The 21,044-nt window shown below is 62.6% G+C and carries 20 protein-coding genes; 9 read left to right on the plus strand and 11 right to left on the minus strand.

Going from position 1 to position 21,044, the window contains the following annotated elements:
- Positions 1-40 precede the first annotated feature (40 nt).
- The 4 genes from HGHM_RS16520 to HGHM_RS16535 form a co-directional block, all read right to left on the minus strand.
- Positions 41-1,366 (minus strand): MFS transporter, encoded by a 1,326-nt coding sequence (locus HGHM_RS16520; protein WP_019142668.1) that lies wholly within the window; start codon positions 1,364-1,366, stop codon positions 41-43.
- Between the two features lie 72 nt (positions 1,367-1,438).
- Entirely contained in the window at positions 1,439-2,386 is a 948-nt protein-coding gene (locus tag HGHM_RS16525) for a hydroxyacid dehydrogenase (protein ID WP_019142669.1), read from the minus strand.
- Positions 2,383-3,084 carry an RraA family protein gene (locus tag HGHM_RS16530; protein WP_019142670.1) on the minus strand — a complete coding sequence of 234 codons (702 nt, stop codon included), beginning with the start codon at positions 3,082-3,084 and terminating at the stop codon, positions 2,383-2,385. The genes HGHM_RS16525 and HGHM_RS16530 overlap by 4 nt, the downstream gene beginning before the upstream one ends.
- Positions 3,085-3,162: 78 nt before the next feature.
- On the minus strand, positions 3,163-4,134 hold the full coding sequence (locus HGHM_RS16535; RefSeq protein ID WP_019142671.1) for a Bug family tripartite tricarboxylate transporter substrate binding protein: 972 nt from the start codon (positions 4,132-4,134) through the stop codon (positions 3,163-3,165).
- 198 nt (positions 4,135-4,332) lie between these two features.
- Here HGHM_RS16535 and HGHM_RS16545 point away from each other — a divergent pair, with 198 nt between their 5' ends.
- Positions 4,333-5,247 carry a LysR substrate-binding domain-containing protein gene (locus tag HGHM_RS16545; protein WP_019142673.1) on the plus strand — a complete coding sequence of 305 codons (915 nt, stop codon included), beginning with the start codon at positions 4,333-4,335 and terminating at the stop codon, positions 5,245-5,247.
- Positions 5,248-5,648: 401 nt separating this feature from the next.
- Here the strand turns inward: HGHM_RS16545 and HGHM_RS16550 are convergent, their stop codons facing one another.
- From HGHM_RS16550 to HGHM_RS16565, 4 genes are all read right to left on the minus strand, one after another.
- Positions 5,649-6,275, minus strand: coding sequence for a LysE family translocator (locus HGHM_RS16550; protein WP_026076117.1), 627 nt, complete (start codon positions 6,273-6,275; stop codon positions 5,649-5,651).
- A 66-nt stretch (positions 6,276-6,341) separates the two neighbouring features.
- Positions 6,342-6,779, minus strand: a complete 438-nt coding sequence (locus tag HGHM_RS16555) for a universal stress protein (RefSeq protein ID WP_026076118.1) — start codon at positions 6,777-6,779, stop codon at positions 6,342-6,344.
- 164 nt (positions 6,780-6,943) lie between these two features.
- Positions 6,944-7,933: a zinc-dependent alcohol dehydrogenase family protein gene (locus tag HGHM_RS16560; protein ID WP_026076119.1), complete on the minus strand. Its 990-nt coding sequence runs from the start codon at positions 7,931-7,933 to the stop codon at positions 6,944-6,946.
- 109 nt (positions 7,934-8,042) lie between these two features.
- Positions 8,043-8,705: a nicotinamidase gene (locus tag HGHM_RS16565; RefSeq protein WP_019142677.1), complete on the minus strand. Its 663-nt coding sequence runs from the start codon at positions 8,703-8,705 to the stop codon at positions 8,043-8,045.
- A gap of 254 nt (positions 8,706-8,959) precedes the next feature.
- Between HGHM_RS16565 and HGHM_RS23410 the strand changes: the two genes are divergently transcribed.
- The 6 genes from HGHM_RS23410 to sorB all read left to right on the plus strand — a co-directional run bounded on the left by HGHM_RS23410 (position 8,960) and on the right by sorB (position 13,141).
- Positions 8,960-9,412 (plus strand): CBS domain-containing protein, encoded by a 453-nt coding sequence (locus HGHM_RS23410; protein WP_026076120.1) that lies wholly within the window; start codon positions 8,960-8,962, stop codon positions 9,410-9,412.
- 192 nt (positions 9,413-9,604) lie between these two features.
- Positions 9,605-10,054: an Hsp20/alpha crystallin family protein gene (locus tag HGHM_RS16580; protein ID WP_019142680.1), complete on the plus strand. Its 450-nt coding sequence runs from the start codon at positions 9,605-9,607 to the stop codon at positions 10,052-10,054.
- A 481-nt stretch (positions 10,055-10,535) separates the two neighbouring features.
- Positions 10,536-10,904: a hypothetical protein gene (locus HGHM_RS16585; protein WP_148415716.1), complete on the plus strand. Its 369-nt coding sequence runs from the start codon at positions 10,536-10,538 to the stop codon at positions 10,902-10,904.
- 394 nt (positions 10,905-11,298) lie between these two features.
- Positions 11,299-11,529, plus strand: a complete 231-nt coding sequence (locus HGHM_RS16590; protein ID WP_019142682.1) for a YgaP family membrane protein — start codon at positions 11,299-11,301, stop codon at positions 11,527-11,529.
- A gap of 40 nt (positions 11,530-11,569) precedes the next feature.
- Positions 11,570-12,790, plus strand: coding sequence for a SorA family sulfite dehydrogenase catalytic subunit (gene sorA, locus HGHM_RS16595; protein WP_019142683.1), 1,221 nt, complete (start codon positions 11,570-11,572; stop codon positions 12,788-12,790).
- A 9-nt stretch (positions 12,791-12,799) separates the two neighbouring features.
- The gene (gene sorB, locus HGHM_RS16600) at positions 12,800-13,141 is read left to right on the plus strand and encodes a SorB family sulfite dehydrogenase c-type cytochrome subunit (RefSeq protein WP_019142684.1); all 342 of its coding nucleotides are present in this window, start codon (positions 12,800-12,802) and stop codon (positions 13,139-13,141) included.
- 26 nt (positions 13,142-13,167) lie between these two features.
- Here sorB and HGHM_RS16605 read toward each other — a convergent pair whose 3' ends face one another.
- The 3 genes from HGHM_RS16605 to HGHM_RS16615 all read right to left on the minus strand — a co-directional run bounded on the left by HGHM_RS16605 (position 13,168) and on the right by HGHM_RS16615 (position 15,433).
- Entirely contained in the window at positions 13,168-14,007 is an 840-nt protein-coding gene (locus HGHM_RS16605) for a universal stress protein (protein WP_019142685.1), read from the minus strand.
- A gap of 78 nt (positions 14,008-14,085) precedes the next feature.
- A complete protein-coding gene (locus HGHM_RS16610; protein ID WP_026076121.1) occupies positions 14,086-14,526 on the minus strand; it encodes a universal stress protein in 441 nt (146 codons plus the stop codon).
- A 55-nt stretch (positions 14,527-14,581) separates the two neighbouring features.
- Positions 14,582-15,433: a universal stress protein gene (locus HGHM_RS16615; RefSeq protein ID WP_019142687.1), complete on the minus strand. Its 852-nt coding sequence runs from the start codon at positions 15,431-15,433 to the stop codon at positions 14,582-14,584.
- A 298-nt stretch (positions 15,434-15,731) separates the two neighbouring features.
- Between HGHM_RS16615 and HGHM_RS16620 the strand changes: the two genes are divergently transcribed.
- Both HGHM_RS16620 and HGHM_RS16625 read left to right on the plus strand, forming a co-directional pair.
- The gene (locus HGHM_RS16620) at positions 15,732-18,431 is read left to right on the plus strand and encodes a bifunctional acetate--CoA ligase family protein/GNAT family N-acetyltransferase (RefSeq protein WP_019142688.1); all 2,700 of its coding nucleotides are present in this window, start codon (positions 15,732-15,734) and stop codon (positions 18,429-18,431) included.
- 19 nt (positions 18,432-18,450) lie between these two features.
- Positions 18,451-20,991 carry an HAD-IC family P-type ATPase gene (locus HGHM_RS16625; protein ID WP_026076123.1) on the plus strand — a complete coding sequence of 847 codons (2,541 nt, stop codon included), beginning with the start codon at positions 18,451-18,453 and terminating at the stop codon, positions 20,989-20,991.
- Positions 20,992-21,044: the final 53 nt, after the last annotated feature.

Genomic DNA, 21,044 nt, shown 5'->3' on the forward strand with positions numbered 1-21,044 from the left:
CCGTGGCGACCCGCCAGCCTGCGCGGGCCTGGGGTTCTGCTCATGCGACCGTTTCCGCCTTGGGCATGGGTGTACCAGCCGCCGGCTTTCGGCTTAAGTACAGCAGCGTCACTACGCTGATGAAGGAGAGCAGTGCGAGCGGCATTAAGGCAAGCGCATAGCTTCCAGTCACTTCTTTGACCCATCCATACACGTTAACCATTAATCTGCCGCCAATCAGATTGGATACCGCATTGATTCCGGCCAGACCCGCTGCGGCCGAGCCTGATGCCAGCCAGCCCGACGCCAGGGCCCAGAACGGCCCCTTGAATGAATAGGCGCCGATCAGAATCATGCACAGCATGGCGATAACAGGTATGAGCGCGCCGGTCAGCAGAGTTGAACCCAGGCCAGCGGCGATCAGCAGCAGCGGGATGGCCGTATGCCAGCGCTGCTCCCTTGTGCGGTCGGAATGCCGGCCCCACCAAACCATCAGCACGGATGCGGCGGCATAGGGTACCGAGTTCAGCATGCCGGTTTGCATCACGGTCAAGCCGAAGGATTTCAGAAGTTGCGGCTGCCATACCCCCAATATCGAACCGGCCGCCGAGGCACATGAACAGACCAGCGCCATGCCCCAGACTCGCGGATTACTGAACAGCTTCCAGAGAGACAAATGACTGCCTGCACCGCGTTTCGCGCGTTCGCTTTCGATGCGGCGTGCCAGCCATTCACGCTGCTGCTCCGTCAGCCATTTCGCTTCCCTTGGCTGGTTCGTCAGGAAGAAGAGACACACCAGACCCAGCAGCACGGTCGGCAAACCTTCGAACAAAAAGAGCCAGTGCCAGCCGCGCAATCCCAGCACACCGTCCATTTGCATCAGCATCGCGGAGACCGGCGAACTGATGAAGCTGGCCGCCGGTATCGCCACCATGAAGATGGCGACGATCCGGGCGCGATAGGCAGAGGGTATCCAGTAAGTCAGGTAAAGGATCACGCCGGGAAAGAAGCCTGCTTCGGCGGCGCCCAGGACAAAACGCAAGACATATAGTGAGTTCGGCCCTTGCACAAGGGCCATGCATGCAGAGACCAGCCCCCAGGTAATCATGATGCGGGCCAGCCATTTGCGGGCACCGAAGCGTTGCAGCGCGAGGTTGCTCGGCACCTCAAAGATAAAGTAGGAAATGAAGAACAGGCTGCTGGCGAATCCGAACATTTTGGGCGAAAGCCCGAGGTCATGATTCATCTGCAGGGCGGCCATGCCAATGTTGCCGCGATCAATGAAGGCAAACAGGTAACACAGCATCAGGAAGGGAACGAGACGAAGGCTCACCTTTCGGATGGTTTCCTTCTCCAGTTGCTGTTCATTAAGAATGGTGGTCTCCATATCACTCTTTCTCCTGCCTAGTCCGATCCGTCGCATGCGATTCGGTGCGGCGGATCGGCAAGTCCGGATTTGTCAGCCCGCCGTGCTTTCGGTTTCCAGAACAGCCAGAACATTGCTTGCCGCGCCAGTCCCCATCGCAACGTAAGCATTGCTGGTGACGCCGCCGATATGCGGGCTGAGGATGACGTTGCCGATGTCCTGGAAGCGATGCGGTGCGGTAAGCGGTTCTTTCTCGAAGCAATCCAGCCCGGCGGCTCTCAGCTTCCCGCTAGTCAGCGCAGCCGCCAGGGCCTCCTCATCGATGAGGCCTCCGCGCGCGGTGTTAATCAGAATCGCGCCATCTTTCATCCTGGCCAGCGCCTGGGCATTGATCATGTGCCGGTTTTCATCGGTCAGAGGGCAATGCAGGGACAGTACATCCGATTGCGCCATCAAGGTGTCCAGATCGACCATGCCGATCCCTGATGGGACCCGCGACGCATACGGATCATAGGCCATGACCTGCATGCCGAGCGCAAGCGCAGTCTCGGCGACACGTGTACCGATGGCTCCGAGGCCGACCAGCCCGAGTGTCCTGTCTTTCAGCTCCAGGCTCTTGTGCGTGGCCTTGTCCCAATGGCCTTGCCGCATGCGCTGATCCAGGCGGACAACATCCTTTGCACATGCGAAGATCAATGCCCACGTGTGCTCCGCCACCGCAGGTGCATTGGCCCCGGCAGCCGCCTTCACCGCAATCCCGCGGTCCCTCGCGGCGGCGACGTCGATGGTGTCGATTCCGGTGCCATGCTTTGAAATGACACGCAGCGAACGGCTCGCGTCCATGATGCGTTTAGTGATGCGGCCGTACCGCACGATAATGGCCACCGGCTGATGCTCCTCGCAAAGACGGACCAGATCGTCTTCGCCCGGTGTCTTGCCGGCATAGATCAGCTCATATCCCCGCAACAGTAAAACCGCCTGGGGCGCCAGGTCGGCACCGGTGACGAGGACGACGCCTCTGCTGACTGCCGATCGGCTCACAATGCCTCTCCTTCCTTCAGTACGCCAGCCTTGCGCAGCGCGCCATCCAGCCAGCTTGGCCGCAGCTGCTCGCCGCTGCGGATGCCATGCAGCCGCTTGGTTTCATCGGCCACTTTTTGGGCTGCAGCACCAAGCAGGGCAGCCGCCTTTTCGCGTTCGATCACGACCACGCCGTCGGCATCGCCGACGATCAGATCGCCGGGCTGGACCGTAGTGCCGCCGACGGAGACGGGCCAGTTGACCCGTCCGGGAATGTTCTTGGTCGGGCCATTCGGATTCATCCCCACTGCAAATACCGGGAGACCCAATTCCCTCAGCTCCAGGACATCGCGCACTGCGCCGTCGATCACCACCCCGGCCAGGCCCATTGCCTTGGCTTGATTCATCATGATCGCGCCCATGAGCGCGGAACTCAGGTCTCCCTTTCCATCGATGACCAATACGTCGCCGGGCCGCGCAATGGCCATTGCGGCATGGATCATCAGGTTGTCGCCGGGGCGGACCTCGACCGTGATGGCAGGGCCGGCCAGCTTCATTGACGGGGCGACGGCGGTAATCCGTCCATGGAGCGCGCCGCGGCGCTCGTTCACGTCGGCGAGGATGGCTGCCTGGAATTGCGCTGCCTGCGCGACGATCTCAGGCCGGACGCGCGATATGTCGCGTCGGATTTCGGGAAAGGCATTGGATTGGGTTGTCATCGGATCTCTCTACAAACAAATGGAAGCGGGGCGCGCCAGCCCCGCCATGGCTTTCCATCCCGGCATGGTTGGAACAAGTCAATCGATCTTCGCGCCGGACTCCCTGACTACTTGCCCCCACTTGACGATGTCGGCCTTGAGCAGGGCAGCGAATTCTTCCGGGGTACTGCCTTGTACATCCCCGCCTTCCACGCGGATCTTTTCCTGCACATCCTTCATCTTGAGGACTTTGTTCACCTCGGTATTGAGGCGCGCAACGATCGAGGGCGGCGTACCGGCGGGCACCAGCAAGCCGAACCAGGTGACTGCATCGAAGCCCTTGTATCCGGACTCATTGATGGTCGGGACGTTGGGAAGATCTTCGGAACGCCTGGCCGATGTCACGGCGAGCGGGCGGATTCTTCCGCTCTTGATTTGCGAAATCGCGGAAGGAACCGAGGACATGTAGAGCTGCACCTGCCCTCCCAGCAAGTCGGTGATCGCCTGGGACGATCCCTTGTAGGGCACATGCTGAAACTTGACGCCCGCTGTCTTCTGGAGAAGTTCGCCGGTCAGGTGAGAGACGGTGCCGTTCCCGGGGGAGGCAAAGGTAACCTCGCCCGGTTTTGCCTTGGCCGCGCTAATGACATCTCCCAGTGTCTTGAATGGCGAGTTGGCGGGAACAACCAGGACGAGCGGTGCGGTTGCCACGGTCGTGACCGGGGCAAAGTCCTTTGTCGGGTTGTAGGGCAGCCTGGCGTAGAGCGTTGGGTTCACGGCCAGGTTGCTGGTTTGGCCCATGACAACGGTGTAGCCATCGGCCGGCGATTTCGCCGCGAGGTCCATGCCGATATTGCCGCCTGCGCCTGACCGGTTGTCCAACACGACGACCCATTTGAGGTTCTCCTGCAGCTTGTTTCCCACGAGGCGGGCGAGAATGTCCGTGCCGCCGCCCGGCGGGAAGGGGACGATCAGGCGGATCGGCTTGTTGGGATAGTCGGCCTGCGCAGAAGCGCCGGTCACGCTTGCGGCCAAGGCAGCCGCAAGAAAAATGCGTGAAAGGATGGTCACAGAAGTCTCCAGTGTTCTAGGTAGTTTTGAATGTCAGGTCGAGTCCCGTGTCGGCCTCGCCGGTTTCGCTCGCACCCGTACTCACCTCAAGTCTTGGCCTGGCGCTCTCAGGGAGTTCCTGGCCGGGCAGGGGTACGTGGCGATTGTGTGTGACATAATCCAGTAAGTCCATTTCATAATTTTTTCAAATCCATAAATATGGCTTTTGATGTCGACCTCCGCGACCTGCGCTATTTCGAGAAAATTGCCGAACTGCAGCATGTGGGCCGGGCTGCTCAGGCACTCCACCGGACGCAGCCCGCACTGACAAGTGCCGTTCGCCGTCTCGAAGAAGCATGCGGGGCGCCGCTGTTCGAAAAGGCGGGTCGAGGCATTCGCCTCTCTTCTGCCGGCACCGTGCTTCTCAAGTGGGCCCAGCGGATGCGCTTCGATATGGAAGATGCGCGGCGGGAGATTGCAGAACTCGGCAAGGGGATCTCCGGCCAGGTGCGGATCGGCATTGTCCCGACCGCCGCACAATTCATTCTGCCGGCAGCCGCAAGACAATTGCTGCACGAAGCGCCCAACGTCAGTCTGAAAACCGTGGTGGGACTGGTGGATACGATGAAGCCGCTGCTGCAGGCCGGAGAACTGGATCTGATGGTGGGTACCGAGAGCAGCAAGGATCCAAGGTTCGCTTCCGATCTCCTTGCCGAAGACCAGATCGTTGTCGCAGCGCACGCCAGGCACGAGCTGTTTCAGGGCAAGGTCAAACTAGGAGACCTCACCCGGTATCAATGGGTGCTCCAGCCTGCCGGCGCCCCTACTCGCGACTGGCTGGATCACACATTCGAACGAAAGGGGCTTCCCCGGCCACAGGTCAAGGTGGAAGCCAGCATGCTGCTGATATTGCCAGCCTTGATTGCAGAAACCGGATTGCTCAGTTTTATCCCGCGTCGCCAACTCGGCGGGGCGGCGGGAGTCCATCTGAAGGAAATAAAGCTTTGGGATACGACCATGCGAAGAAGACTGGCAGTGACTTATCGGAAGGACAGCTATCTGTCGCCCGCAGCAAAGCGCATGCTTCACATACTCGAACAAACCGCCAGTCAGCAGTCAGCCTTGAGCCAGTAAGGGGGAATCTGGCGAACGTGCGACCGTAGGCATGCCTCGCCATCACCTGTTGTCCTGACCGGACGCACGCTGCCGACGAATTGGCAGGCGTGTTACTGAGCTATTTCCCGAGGCAGATAGTTGATCAGTTGAATGCATCGACAAGCTTTCCCAGTCATGGATGCATGTGCGCAGTTCCCGCATCGTCCATGCATCGTCAAGAGCAATCATCCGACCGGCAACTCGCGCACATGGCGCACTCCGGCGGAAGGCAGAGAAATGCAAGGCCCAAACCATGCCGCAGGCGGCGGAACGAGTAACACTAGCTTGTCATGGCCGGGCCATCTGCAACGACAGGGGCTGCCGACGGCAGGATACTCGCCGCATGGCAGCATGAATACGCCATGGGCCAGCCGCCCCGTTCATCTCTGCGTGGTGGCAAGCTTCAGTGCCAAACCGGCGAAAACGGTACCGGCCACCCGGTTCATGATGCGCTCGGCCCGCGCGGACTGGCTCAGGCGCTGGCCAAGCAGTCCGGCCAGCAAGGCGATGGCGCCGAAGACCAGTAGGGTGGCGAGAATGAACAGGCCGCCGAGCAGCATCATCTGCAGCGTGAGGGAACCGCGTGCCGGATCGGCAAACTGCGGCAGGAAGGCGAGGAAGAAGATCGACACCTTGGGATTGGTGATGTTCATGATGATGCCGCGCCGGTACAGCTGCCATGGGCCAAGCGAGCTGCGCTGGCCGAGGTGTACGCCGCTGGCGGAGGCGTGGAAGGCTTGCCAGGCGAGATAGAGCAGGTAGCAGGCGCCCACCAGCTTGAGTGCGGTGAAGGCCAGGGTCGAGGCCTGAAAGATCGCGGCCACGCCGAACGAGACGGTCAGCGTGTGCACGACCAGGCCGGTGCACAGACCGAGGGTGACCAGCAGGCCGGCGCCGCGGCCGCGCAGCGCCGACTGCGTCAGCACGAAAATATTGTCGGGGCCCGGCGCGAGGCCAAGCAGGATCGAAGTGCCGAAGAAGGCGAGCAGGGCGGTGAGCGGGATCATGACGCATCCGACGAAAAACAGGAGCGTCATTCTACTCCGCTTGCCGGCCTGGACGCGCCTGTGGCGTTACCGGAACACCATCACCGGGATGTCCGAATGCGCCAGCACCTTCTGCGTCTCGCTGCCGATGAACAGGCGGTTCAGTCCCTTGCGCCCGTGCGACGCCATGAAAATCACGTCGCAGCCCTTGTTCCGGGCCACGTCGATGATCTCTTCAAAGGGACTGAAGGATTGGGCGACCATCGCTTCGCAGGGCACGTTGGCGGCTGCGGCGGCGTCCTTGACCTTTTGCACATGGCGCTGCGCCAGTTCGCGCGACCTGGCTTCGTAGGTGGCGGCATCGCCGGCAATCGCGCCTTCAGACAGCGGCGAGTAGGGATAGGGTTCGGATACGCACAAGCCGACGATGGAGCCGTCGATCTTGCCGGCAAGTTCGACGGCAGCCTTGATGGCCTTGCCGGACAGCTCCGACCCATCGGTCGGCACAAGTATCTTCCTGAACATGATGTCCCTCCATGTCGTAATGGGCTTATGTTGGTGCAGCGTGCGGCGTGCGGTTTGAGGATGCTCAAAGCCCCCGTCCATGAGGGCGAATCATGCTGACGCCGGGAATGTCCTGTTTCCTGCGGTCAGCGCAGAGCCACTCCTTTGCCCCAGCGCGGGAAAGTTCAGGCATCCGGCAGGAGCACCGCAGCTCCGTCGAAGGCGCCGGCACGCAAGGCATCGAGCGCCCGGTTCGCGTCGCGCAGTGCAAACGGCACCGGGGCGATGCGCAAGTCGCATTGCTGCGCCAGCGCAAAGAAGGCTTCGCCATCGGCGCGGGTCAGGTTGGCCACCGACCTGATCACCCGCTCGCCCCACAGCTGCGCATAGGGAAAGCCGGGGATGTCGCTCATGTGGATGCCGGCGCAGACCACGATGCCGCCTTTGCGGGTAGCGGCCAGCGCCTGCGGCACCAGCGCGCCGGCAGAAGCGAAGATGATGGCAGCATCCAGCGGCACGGGCGACGCTTCGTCTGAACCGCCGGCCCAGGCCGCGCCGAGCGCGCGCGCGAATTCCTGCGAGCGCGTATCGCCCGGGCGGGTGAAGGCGAACACTTGCCTGTCCTGGCATTGCGCGAGCTGGGCGATGATGTGGGCTGCCGCGCCGAAGCCGTACAGGCCGATGCGACGCGCGTCGCCTGTCATGGCGTAGGCGCGGTAACCGATCAGGCCGGCACACAGGAGGGGCGCGGCATGCTGGTCGTCGTAGCGCGCCGTCAGCGCAAAGCAGTAGCGCGCATCGGCGACCATGTATTGCGCATAGCCGCCATTGCGGTCGTAGCCGGTGAAGCGGGCCTCATCGCACAGGTTTTCATGGGCGCTGGCGCAGAATGCGCAATGGCCGCAGGTGCCGCCCAGCCAAGGCACGCCGACCCGGTCGCCGACGGCAAACTGGTGCGCGAGTTCGCCTACATGGGTGACCACGCCCACGACTTCATGGCCGAGGATGACGGGAGAACGGTGCGGCGGCAGTTCGCCATCCGCGATGTGCAGGTCGGTGCGGCACACGCCGCAGGCGCCGACGCGGATCAGGATCTCGTGCTCGCCGGGGAAGGGAATCGGGATGCAGCGCGGACGCAGCGGCGCGTGCGGCTGTTCCAGCATCATTGCCCACATGAGGCCGTCACCGCGCCGGCCACCCCATTCAGTATTCATCTTGCTTTCGAACGACGCAAGGCAGGCGGCAGGCACGGCATGCTGCGGAACGCTGCAGAATGCTTCATGGTCAGCGTGCGGCTGCGCGTCTGGACGATCCATTTGCGCGCCGGCCTGACAAGGGAGGCCGGGCGGCGAGACGCGAGGCCGATTCCAGCTCGGCCAGTCTGGCCGGTTGCGCCCCCTGCTGGATCATTTCCTCGATGGCAGCCTCGCCATCACCTGCGCACAGATTGACGGCGGCGATCGCATCCAGCAACAGCACGACTTCGAAGCCTTCCTTCATCGCATCGATCACCGTGTTCAGCACGCAGTAATCGGTGGCCAGCCCGCCGATGTACAGCCGCTCCACGCCGCGTGCGCGCAACTGGCTTGCCAGTCCGGTCTGCTCGAAGCCGGAATAGGCATCCGCATCGGGTTCGGTGGCTTTCGACACGATGATGGCATCGGGCGGGAGCCGCAGGCCGGTCGCGAACTGCGCGCCATGGCTGCCGGCAATGCAATGCGGCGGCCATATGCCGCCCTGCGGCTTGAAGGAGCAATGGTTTGCCGGATGCCAGTCGCGCGTGGCATAGACCGGCAATCCGCGCAGGGAAAACAGTTCGATATAACGGTTCAGGAAAGGAATCACTTCATTCCCCGACGGTACAGCCAGTTTTCCGCCGGGGACAAAATCATTTTGAACGTCAACAGTGAGCAATGCATCTTTCTCAGTCGGTTCAAGGGTCTTCATGGAGGGCAGGGAAGATTCCGGCGACGCCGTATGCCTCTAAGTTTCGTGCGACGTGCGTCAGGTTCATTGATGCAGATCAGACTTCACACTGGCAGGCCGTGTCAACGGCGCGGCAGCATGCGCCACAGAAAGGAGAGAACGCCTGCACTGGCAGATCAGGCGACATGCGGAAGGCATTGATGGAACTCAAACGCCGCTGCGTCAGGCCGCATAAGCTGAGTTGGGGCTTGCCTGCACCGCTTCGGGAGAATGCCATGCCGATCAACGAATGCTGCAACATGACAGTCGTCAGCTGCGAAGCCTCCATGCCGCTGCCGGAAGTCGCGGCGCTGATGCGCGGGAATCATGTCGGGGACGTGATCGTGGTCGAGCGCAAGGAAAATGGAAAGATACCCGTTGGCATCATCACCGACCGTGACATCGTGCTGGGCACCATCGCCGTCGGCATCGAAGCAAACATTTTCACTGCGGGCGACATCATGAGTGCGCCGATCGTCACGGTGCGCGAAGATGCCGGGCTGGTCGATACGCTGCGCCTGATGCGCAGCCACAGCATACGGCGCATGCCGGTCGTGACCGATGCCGGCACCTTGATGGCCATCGTGACGGCAGACGACATCATCAACCTGCTGGCGATGGAGCTGTCGCTGATGACCGGCGCGATCGTCGAACAGCCAATCAACGAAAGCCAGCGGCGCAAGTCGTGAGCCGCGGTGGCATCGGCTACAGGGGAGTCGCGAGATGGAACGGATCGGCACGGATCTCATCAATATGCCTGTCGGCGATGCATTGGGGCCGATGGGTCTGCCGCGTGACCATGACCGCTTTGGCAGGCAGGGCAGCCGGACGGGAAGAGCGGGACCGAAACATGCATAAACTGCAAGAGAAGGAGGTCGATTATGGCTGGTAACCTGACGCGCATGAATGCGCTCAACGACATGATGCGCCTTGACCCATTCCGCAACATGGATGATTTCTTCCGGGACTTTGCGATGTCGTCGCCCTGGCGCGGCATGGAAGGCGAGCCCCGGATCCGGATGGATGTCTCGGAAAACGAGCAGGCGTATACCGTGAAGGCGGAAGTGCCGGGCGCGAAGAAGGAAGACATCAAGATCGCCATCGAAGGCAACGTGGTATCGATCCAGGCAGAAGTGAAAGAAGAAAAGGAAGCAAAGGGCGCCGGCAACATGGTGCGCAGCGAACGCTTCTACGGCCAGCAAAGCCGCAGCTTCGCGCTGCCGCAGGAAGTCGATGACGCCAGTGCGGAAGCAAAATACCAGGATGGCATTCTTACACTGACCCTGCCGAAAAAGCAGGGCGGGGGCAGGAAGCAGCTGACCGTGCAATAGGAAGCATCCTTGCAGGACGGGGCGGATTTGTTTCCGCGCCGTCCTTGCATGTCTGTCCAAACCCTCCTTGCTCCGCGTGAAAAGGCCGCTGGCAAAAATCCGTAAGCGGAGCCGGGCAATCCCGCATTAAGCCGCCAAGATGGACTCCGGCCTTCGCATCGGGCCGGGGAATCCAGACCTGGGAGCCCCTCTGCGGCCGTGATGACGGCCCCCGGCAGGGTTCGCCGTCATTCTTCATGTGCCATCCATGAAGCACGACGCCAGCTGATTCCATCCGCATGCGCTGGATAGGCAAGAGCGCACGCTTCTTGCATGGATACCGACAGGAAGCAAGGATTGAATGAGTGGCAAGCCCCTGGCTTGAACGAAACATTTCGCTGAAAAAACGGTCTTGATAATGCATGGAATCATCACCATTTAGGTATTTTCTGAAAATTTTTTCAAGGTTGAATGAAAAGTGGAAGCTGAAGCATGTGAAAAAGTGGAAGTTTCTCGCGTCGTGATCGAACGCCTGGATGGCATGCCATCGAAGGCAAGGGTTACTTCCATCGAAGCGGCCAACAAGGTGCTTGACAATTGGGCAAGCTGCGCGCCCGAATCCGGCTATGACCAGTGCGATTTTCAAATCCTGTTCGAAGACGGATTCCGCTATCAGGGGCATTACCCGCTCAGCAAAACCCAGAAGCGCGTCTCCCTGTCCCGCCATATCCGCAAGCAGTTGACGGCACTGGCGACGACGGCGGCAAAAGCCGGCAAGGCGGCCGACGAAGAGGATCAGCCCGTCATGAGCCCGATCGGCTCGGATCTGGCGGAGTCGGCCCGGATTGCCTTGGACCATTACAACTTCTGACGGTGGCTAGTACGTAATCCGCCGGCGCATCGCTCTGCGCCCTGAGCTGGTCGCATGTAAATTTTGCCCGGATTTCCCCGCCGGGGTGCAATGTGCTGCCCCGGAAGCTGACGGCTGCGGCCATCTTCCTTTTCAGCCAGGCTCGCACTCTAGCTGCACGGCAATATCCTTCTTCCCGCACCTTGCCACGCTTGAGCCAACTCAAGCTACCTGCATAACGTAATAACAAAGCCGCGGGACACGGGTCTAGCGGTATAGCAGGCCGCCTTTTTCCGGGCCGGGCTGGATTCGGCCTTTTCCTTTGCAATCATGCTCTCAAGAAAGCTGCGGCTCGTCATGAGGCGGCCGTTGGCTGCGTTTGGGCAGCAATCGCCATACCGGAACGGAGGCAGCAATGGCAATTCCGCACAACGTCGGCGGCACTGACAAGGCAGCGCGGCTCATGGCCGGGCTGGCGCTGCCAGCTTACGCCCTGCTTTCCCGCAAACGTCCTCTTCTGCGCGGTATCGCAGGCGCGGCCGGACTGGTTGCGCTTGCCACTGGGTTGTCGGGTTATTGCCCCTTGAACGGGGTGCTCGGCATCGATACCAGCAGACGCAAGGCAGTTCCCGGCAGCCTCGTCTAGCCGGGCAATTGCCATCTTCGCGAAAGGAGGAGCAGCAGGCATGAGTCAGGGTTTCAATCCGTCGCGGCGCGCCATCCTGAAGGCAGGGTTGTATGCGGCGGGCAGCAGTCTGATGCCGGGCGTGGCCGGCGCTGCCCAGAAGATCGTGCTGCCGATCGAAAACGGCGAACGCGAACTCGTCGCGTATCCGGAAAAGCGGCCCCTGATCGTACTTACTGCCCGCCCTCCCCAGCTCGAAACTCCGTTTGCCGTCTTCAACGAAGGCGTCATCACGCCCAATGATGCGTTTTTCGTGCGCTATCACCTGGCCTCGATTCCGCTATCCGTCGATCCCCAGACCTATCGCATCCGCATCGGCGGCCTGGTCGACAGGCCGCTGGAATTGTCGCTGCAGGATTTGCAGACGCAATTCAAGCCGCTCGAGTATCTGGCGGTGAACCAGTGCTCCGGCAACAGCCGCGGCTTCTTCAATCCGCGCGTCAACGGCGGGCAACTCGCCAACGGAGCCATGGGCAATGCGAAATGGACCGGCGTGGCATTGCGCGATGTCCTCAGCATGGCGGGTATCCCGGCCGGGGCGCGCCAGGTGGCCTTCGACGGCCTGGACCGGCCGGTGCTCGACAGCCCGTCGGACTTCGTGAAAGCCCTCGACATCGATCATGCAATGGATGGCGAAGTGATGATCGCCTATCGCATGAACGATGCCGACCTGCCGATGCTCAATGGTTATCCGGTGCGCCTGGTGGTGCCCGGCTATTACGGCACGTACTGGGTCAAGCACCTCACCGATATCCGCGTGCTGGACGGCGTGTACGAAGGCTACTGGATGAAATCGGCCTACCGCATTCCCGACAACGCCTGCCATTGCGTCGACCCCGGAACCACGCCGGCGAAGACGGTGCCGATCGGCCGCTTCACTGTCCGTTCCTTCATCACCAGCCCGGCGCCCGGCGCCACCATCCGCGCCCTGCGCGAAACCGTCGTGCGCGGCATCGCCTTCGATTCCGGCCAGGGCATCCGCGAAGTCATCTTTTCCGAAGACGGCGGCAAGACCTGGCGCGAAGCCCAGCTAGGCAAGGACATGGGGCGCCATTCATTCCGCGAATGGTCGATCGCCGTCATCCCGAAGAAAAAAGGCATGCTCGACCTGCGCGCGCGCGCCTTCAACCGTACCGGCGAATCGCAGCCGCTGACGCCGCTGTGGCAGCCCGCGGGCTACATGCGCAACGTGGTCGAATCGGTCAAAGTCAACGTGGTGTGAGAGGCGTGCATGAAAACGGCCTATCGAGCAAACGCCATCCTTCTCTCCGCCGTGCTGGCCTTTGCCATCCCGGCCGGGGCGAAGGAGATCGTGCTGCCGCAGGAGCAGGTGCAGTGGCGCCCATCCTCGCTGCCGGGATACCAGAAGGTGGTGCAGGAATGCACGATCTGCCACTCGGCGCATTATGCGGAATACCAGCCGACCAGCACCACGCGCAATTACTGGGAAACGCAGGTCAAGCGGATGAAGACGGTATTCAACGCACCAATCCCGGATGACGATATTCCCTTGATCACCGAATATCTCACCAGGACGTACAGCGTGGACCGGAGCAAGGCTGCCGGGCAGTGATGCCGCCGCGGGAGGCCCGGCCTTTTTCAGTGCGCCATGAAAACCGGCAGCGACATCGATTGCAGGATGGTGCGCGTCGCGCCGCCCAGCAGCACTTCGCGCACGCGCGGATGGCCATAACAGCCCATGGCGATCAGGTCGGCGTCAAAATCGTCCGCCAGCGCCAGCAGCGCTGCGCCGACATTGATGTCGGTCGTGCGCTGCACGACATTGACCTTGATGTTGTGACGAGCGAGATAGAGCGCGAGGTCGGCGCCCGGCTGTTCGCCATGGTCGTTACGGCCGGGGGAGGGATTGAACACCGCGACATTCACGGATTGCGCCCGTGCCAGCAGCGGCAAGGCGTAATGAACGGTGCGGCGTGCCTCCATGCTTGCATTCCACGCGAGCAGAATCTTGTGGCCGATGACAGGAAAACTGCCTGCGTAGGGAATGACCAGTGCCGGGCAGCCGGCAGCCATGATCACCTGCCCCGGAAATCCGGGATTGGTGGAATAGGCGATCTCGTCCGGATCTTCCTGCCCGAGGACCACGAGGTCGGCGTAGCGCGCCTGCAGGCTGATGCCGCTGACCGCCTCATCGTCCACCAGCCGGCGCTCGAAGGAAGCGAGGCCGGCCTGGCGGGCGATGGACTCGAATCGATCCAGCGCGGCTTCCGCCTGGTCATGCAGCATTTGCACCCAGGATTCGATGTCGGGATTTTCGACGCTGAACGCCGCGGCCCGGTACAGGGTGCGCGACATGCCGCTCGTCGCCGCCCCAATCAGATGCGCCTCGTTTTCCAGCGCCAGCCGGGCCGCAACCTCGATGCGGCCCGGCGCATGGGTCGATTCATCCACGTGCACGAGTATCGTCTTGTAGGCCATGCCGATTCTCCTTGGTGCATCGATTCGAGCATGTCGGGCGCATGCAGGCCGGGAACAGGGCCGCGCAGCGCTGATTCGTCAGCGCACGACCAGTACCGGAATGTCTTTCGTGGTGGCGAGCACCTTGGTGGCAACCGAGCCCATCACCACGTTGGCGAGCGCGCCATGCCCGTGCGACCCCATCACCATCAAGTCCATCTGGTTCTGCGTCGCATAGGCACAGATTTCTTTCGCGACCTCGCCGACCTTGTAGATCTGCTGGAAGGGAATGTTATTCGCGCGTAGAACTTTTTCCGCCGGCGCCATCGCGGCATCCGCTTCTTCCTTGTAATACGCCTCGACCGCATCCTGCCCCAGGATCGCCTGTGCCTGCGACAGGGCCAGTCCTTTCGGAATGGGCAAGCGGACATGGAGCAGGTGCAGTTCCACCGGGCCCTTGAACCACTCGAAATGCTTGACCAGGAATTCCGCTGCCTTGGATGTATAGGCGGAACCGTCAACTGCAAACAAGATCTTCAAACCTGCCTCCATTCAATGACATGAAACTCCAGAAACCACGACGACTGCTTGCCTTTCAATGGGCCATCAGGGCCGGAATGGTCATCGAAGACAGCACGGTGCGGGTGGCCCCGCCCAGCAGGATTTCGCGGAAGCGGGAATGGCCGTAGCAGCCCATTACCAGCAGGTCGGAATTCAGGTCGGCCGCCAGAGACAGCAGGTCGCCGCCGATGTCGTCCGGCTTCTCACGGGGGATGATCTGCCGCTGCACGTTCGCCTTGATGCCGTGGCGGGCGAGATAAAGGGCAATGTCGTCGCCCGGCGTGTCTCCATATGCATCCGGATTCGCGTTGGACATGAACAGCGCCACTTCCACGCTCTTTGCCTGCCGCAGCAGCGGCAGCGCGCCACGTACCGCGCGCATTGCCTGCGCGCTTGCATTCCAGGCCAGCAGCACCCTCTCGCCAACCGGTGTCGATGCGCCCACGTAGGGATACACGAGCACCGGGCAGCCGCTGTTCATCGCCACAAATTCGGGAAGGTCGGAATCCATCACCGCCGAGGCTTCTTCCGGGTCGTACTGCCCCAGCACCGTCAGGTCGGCGTAGCGCGCCTGCAGGCTGAGGCCGCTCGCCGGTTCGTCGTCGACCAGCCGCGCTTCCCAGGATGGGACGCCGATGCGCTGCACGATGTCTTTGAAATTCACAAGGCTTTCCTTTGCCCGCTGCTGCAGCATGTCGAGATGCGGCGCGATGGCGGGGTCGCCCGGCGCCAGCGCCATGGTCTGGTAAAAATACTTGGACACCCCGGTCGTGGCCGTGCCCATCAGATGCGCATTTTCGTGCAGCGCAATCATCGCCGCCGTTTCGACGCGCTGCGTAGCCTGCCTGGACTTGTCGATGTGTACCACGATGGTCTTGTATGACATGGAAAACGCTTCCTGTTGAACGCTTGCGGACGGAGCGGCGGGGCCGCGCCGACATCGGAGTCCGGATACCCGGTTTCACCTCCTGCAAGCTTACTTCCCTGATTTTTTCCAGTCCATGTTCCCTAGGAAAGTATGTGCCTTAACTTGCTGTGCTTTGTTCCGTATCAAGCCGGTGAACCGGTCAGATTTCTGCCGCTCATTCATGAATTGACCTTCACAATGACCTATGATGTGGCGAAGTCAGAGGCATGCTGCACGAGGCGACTCATCCGCAACTTTTTCACGGATACACGCACCCATGAGCACGAGAAATCTGAAATCCCTGTTCGAACCCGCATCCGTTGCCATCATCGGCGCCTCGCAAAGGCCGCACAGCGTGGGTGCGACGGTGCTGCGCAATATGACGGAAGGAAATTTCAAGGACGCGGTATTCCCGGTCAATCCCAAGTACGGGCAGATCGGCAGCCACAAGGTATATGCGCGCGTCGCCGACTTGCCGCAGGCCCCGGACCTTGCCGTGATCTGCACGCCACCCTCGACCGTGCCCGGATTGATCCGTGAACTCGGCGCACGCGGCACGAAAGCGGCCGTCGTGATCACCGCCGGCCTGGGGGCGACCCGGGACGAGCAGGGCATCACGCTGAAGCAGGCGATGCTGAATGAAGCGAAGCCGCACCTGTTGCGCATCCTCGGCCCCAACTGCGTCGGCCTGCTGGCGCCGGGCATCGGATTGAATGCGAGCTTTGCGCATACCGATGCCTTGCCCGGCCGGCTTGCCTTCGTGTCGCAATCGGGCGCACTGATGACGGCCGTGCTCGACTGGGCCAAGTCGCGCGGCATCGGATTTTCGAAATTCATTTCCCTGGGCGAGAGCGCCGATGTCGATTTCGGAGATGTGCTCGATTACCTTGCCGGCGACGGTTCGACCCAGGCCATCCTGATGTACATCGAAGATATCCGCCAGGCGCGCAAGTTCATGTCGGCTGCACGTGCCGCAGCGCGCAGCAAGCCGGTCATCGTGGTCAAGGCCGGGCGTGCGCCCGAAGGCGCGAAGGCAGCGGCATCGCACACCGGCGCACTGGCCGGGGCCGACGATGTGTACGATGCCGCAATCCGGCGCGCCGGCATGCTGCGGGTCTTTTCGACCGAGGAATTGTTCGATGCGGTGGAAACTCTGGCGCGCTCGCGCCTTCCGTCGGGTGACCGCCTGGTCATCATGACCAATGGCGGCGGGCCCGGTGTAATGGCGACCGATGACCTGATCGGCAGCACCGGGCACCTGGCGAAGCTGTCGGAGGAAACGCTGGACAAACTCGATGAAGTTCTGCCCGCCATCTGGTCGCGCGCCAACCCGGTCGACATCATCGGCGACGCGGCGGCCGAGCGCTATGTGCAGGCGCTGGAAATCCTGCTCAAGGATCCGCAAGCCGATGCCATCCTGTGCATCCATGCGCCCACCGCAATCGTGTCGAGTACCGTGATCGCCGAAGCGATCGTGCCGCTCGCGCGCAATACCTCGCGCAGCATCATCACCTGCTGGCTGGGCGGCGATGCGGTGGTGCCGGCGCGTCAATGTTTTGCCGCCGCCGGCATCCCGGCGTACGACACCCCGGAAGACGCGGTCGGCGGCTTCATGCAGGTGGTGCAGTACCGGCGCAACCAGAATCTGCTGATGCAGGTGCCGCCTTCCGCACCGGCCGATTTTGTCCCCGACCGCGGCAAGGCGCGGACGACGGTGCGCGCCGCGCTGGAGGAAGGCCGCACCATGCTGTCCGAGCCGGAAGCCAAGGCGATCCTGTCGGCCTACGGTGTTCCGGTGGTGGAAACCCGCATTGCGCACGACATCGAGGCGACGGTGCAATGCGCGCGCCATATCGGCTTTCCGGTCGCACTCAAGATCCTGTCGCCGGACATCACGCACAAATCGGATGTCGGCGGCGTGGTGCTCGACCTTGAATCCGAGGAAGCGGTGCGCGCTGCCGGCACTCGCATGCACCGGCAGCTCGCCCGGCTGCAGCCCGGCGCCCGTCTCACCGGCTTCACCGTGCAGGCGATGGCGCGCCGGCCGCAGGCGCATGAACTGATCATCGGCATCACCACCGACCCCGTGTTCGGCCCGGTGATCCTGTTCGGCCAGGGCGGGGTCGCGGTGGAAGTGATGGCCGATCATGCGATTGCCCTGCCGCCACTGAATATGGTGCTGGCGCACGACCTGGTGTCGCGCACCCGCGTGGCAAAGCTGCTCGCCGGCTACCGCAACCAGCCGCCGGCCGATCTCGATGGCATCTGCCGCACCCTGATCCAGATATCGCACCTGATCACCGACATTGCCGAAATCGCCGAGCTCGACATCAATCCCCTGCTGGCCGACAGCCGCGGCGTGATCGCGCTCGACGCGCGCATCCGGGTGGCAGCGCCGGCTTCCGCCACCACCGGCGCCGACCGTTTTGCGATCCGGCCCTATCCGGAGGAATGGGAAGAACTTGTGACCTGGCAGGACAAGCCGCTGCTGCTGCGGCCGATCCGGCCGGAAGATGGCGCGTCCCACCTGGAATTCTTCCATGCGCTCACGCTGGAAGACGTGCATTACCGCGCCTTCATCGGCATCCGCGAATTGCAGCCTTCGCAGCTCGCGCGCCTGACCCAGATCGACTACGACCGCGAGATGGCCTTCGTCGCCACCCGCCAGCGCGAAGGCGGCGGCACCGAGACCATCGGCGTGGCGCGCGCCATCGCCGACCCGGATAATGTCAACGCAGAATTCGCCGTCATCGTCCGTTCCGACCTCAAGGGGAAGGGACTGGGCAAGATGCTGATGAAAAAGCTGATCGATTATTGCTGCGCCCGCGGCACGAAGGAAATGGTCGGCGAAGCGCTGGGCGACAACAAGGCGCTGCTCAACATGGTGCGCGGGCTCGGTTTCCAGGTCCGGCCGGATCCCGAGTCCGGGACCATGCTGCTGAGGCTCGACCTGGCTGCCTGTGGGCGGGTAGCCTGATAGCGGCGGGGCGAAGAGCATCATGAAACAGGCCGGCCAGGCGCCGCGCGGCTGTTCTGCCGAGGAAGCCGCGCGGCGCCTGAAGCAGGAAGGCTACAACGAGCTTCCAGCCAAAAGGAAACGCGACGCACTCCACATCGTGCTGGAAGTGCTGTGCGAGCCGATGTTCCTGCTGCTGCTCGGCGCCGGACTGATTTACCTGTTGCTGGGGGATGCCGGCGATGCCCTGATGCTGCTCGGCTTCGTATTCATCACGATGGGAATCACCATCGTCCAGGAACGCAGGACCGAACGCGTGCTGGAAACGCTGCGCGACCTGTCGAGCCCGCGTGCGCTGGTGATCCGCGATGGCGAGCAGGAACGTGTTCCGGGCCGCGAAGTCGTCAGGGGCGACCTGCTGGTGATCGAGGAAGGCGACCGGGTGGCGGCCGACGCGGCCCTGATCGAAGCCCACGACTTGCTGGTGGATGAATCGCTACTGACCGGGGAATCGGTGGCGGTGGCCAAGCAGGCGCCGGACAAGGCGCCCGGCCCGGAACAGACAGATTCGGGCGACGCAGGCAGCCGCGTGTACTCGGGCACCATGGTCGTGCAGGGCGGCGGGCTGGCGCGCGTGACCGCCGTCGGCGCGCAGACCGAACTCGGCAAGATAGGAAAATCCCTGCAGGCACTGCCGACGGAAAAGAGCCCCTTGCAGCGCGAGATCGGCATGCTGGTCAAGCGCTTTGCCCTGCTCGGCAGTGCCGTCTCGCTGCTGGTGTTCACCCTGTACGGCATCGCCCGCGCCGACTGGATGAACGGATTGCTGGCCGGGATCACCCTGGCGATGTCGGTGTTGCCGGAAGAATTCACCGTGATCCTGACGGTCTTCATGGCGCTCGGCGCCTGGCGCATTTCCCGAAGCCGGGTGCTGACCCGGCATACGCCGGTGATCGAAGCCCTGGGTTCGGCCACGGTCCTGTGCGTGGACAAGACCGGGACGCTGACGCAGAACCGCATGTCGGTCAAGGCAGCCGTCATCGATGGCCGGGAATTCGCGATCGAAGGCGCGCACCCCGACACGCTTCCGGACGAGGTGCGCCGGCTGCTCGAATGCAGCGTGCTGGCAAGCGAGATCATGCCTTTCGATCCGATGGAAAAGGCCATCCACCGCAGCCTGGACAGCCTGTCCCCGGACGCCGGAAAGGCACATCGCGGCTGGTCGCTGGTACATGAATATCCGCTGACGCGCGATTTCCTGGCAATGACCCATGTGTGGGAGGGGACGGATGGCTGCCGGGTGGCGACCAAGGGCGCGCCGGAAACGATTGCACGCCTGTGTCGGCTTGGCCCGGAGAAAACGAAAGAAGTGCTGGAGCAGGTGCGGCAACTGGCGGCGCAAGGCATGCGCGTGCTCGGCGTGGCCCGGGCATCGTGCACCGGCAAGCCCTGGCCTTCGCAGCCGGATGCCTTCGCCTTTACCTGGCTCGGGCTGATTGCACTGGCCGACCCGCTTCGCCCGCCAGTGCCGGCAGCGGTGCGGGAATGCCACCAGGCGGGCATTCGCGTGGTCATGATTACCGGCGACTATCCGGCAACCGCCCAGGCGATTGCCAAGGAAGCCGGCATTCCGTCACACCGCGTCATGACCGGGGCGGAACTGGAGTCACTCGACGCCGCTGCCCTGGCACAAGCCGTGCGCGAGGTGCAGGTATTCGCGCGCATCCGCCCGGAGCAGAAACTGCGGCTGGTGACTGCCTTCAAGTCGAATGGCGAGGTGGTGGCGATGACCGGCGACGGCGTCAACGACGCACCGGCGCTCAAGGCGGCGCATATCGGCATCAGCATGGGCGAGCGCGGCACCGATGTCGCGCGCGAAGCTTCCTCGCTGGTGCTGCTGAATGACGACTTCGCATCGATCGTGCATGCCATCGGACTCGGTCGCAGGATCTACGACAACCTGCGCAAGGCGCTGACCTATATCGTCGCGGTGCACCTGCCGATCGCCGGCATGGCGCTGCTGCCTCTGCTGCTGGGTGCGCCGCTGGCGTTCGCGCCGATTCATATCGTGTTCCTGGAAATGATCATCAATCCTGCCTGCGCGGTGGTGTTCGAGACGGAGCATGCCGAGAGCGGCATCATGCAGCGGCCGCCGCGCAGCATAGCCGAGCGCCTGTTCGGCGCACGTGATCTGGCGTTCGCCGTCCTGCAGGGACTGGGGCTGCTGGCAGTCGTTGCCGCCATATATTTCCTTGGCTTGCGTGCCGGTCTGCAGGCCGCAGAAGCCCGGGCTCTTGCCTTTACCTGCGTGGTGCTCGGCAACCTCAGCCTGATCGTCGTCAACCGCTCGATGCGGCATGGCGTGCTGGAATTGCTGCGCATCCCGAACCAGGCGCAATGGTGGGTGCTGGGAAGCACTGCCGTGGCGCTGCTGGCGGCGCTGTACATTCCTGCCCTGCAGAACGTATTCCATTTCGCGCCGGTGCAGGGGCGCGACCTCATGTGGCCGGTCGCCGCCGGCATTGCCGCCATGGCGTGGTTTGAATTCGTGAAATACGGCTTCAGACAAAAGACCTTGTAAACCGGCCGCGCAGTGCCTGTGGATGTGCTTCCCATATCTGCCAGGAAACGTAG

The sequence above is a fragment of the Noviherbaspirillum massiliense JC206 genome (genome assembly GCF_000312045.1).
Lineage (GTDB): Bacteria > Pseudomonadota > Gammaproteobacteria > Burkholderiales > Burkholderiaceae_D > Noviherbaspirillum > Noviherbaspirillum massiliense.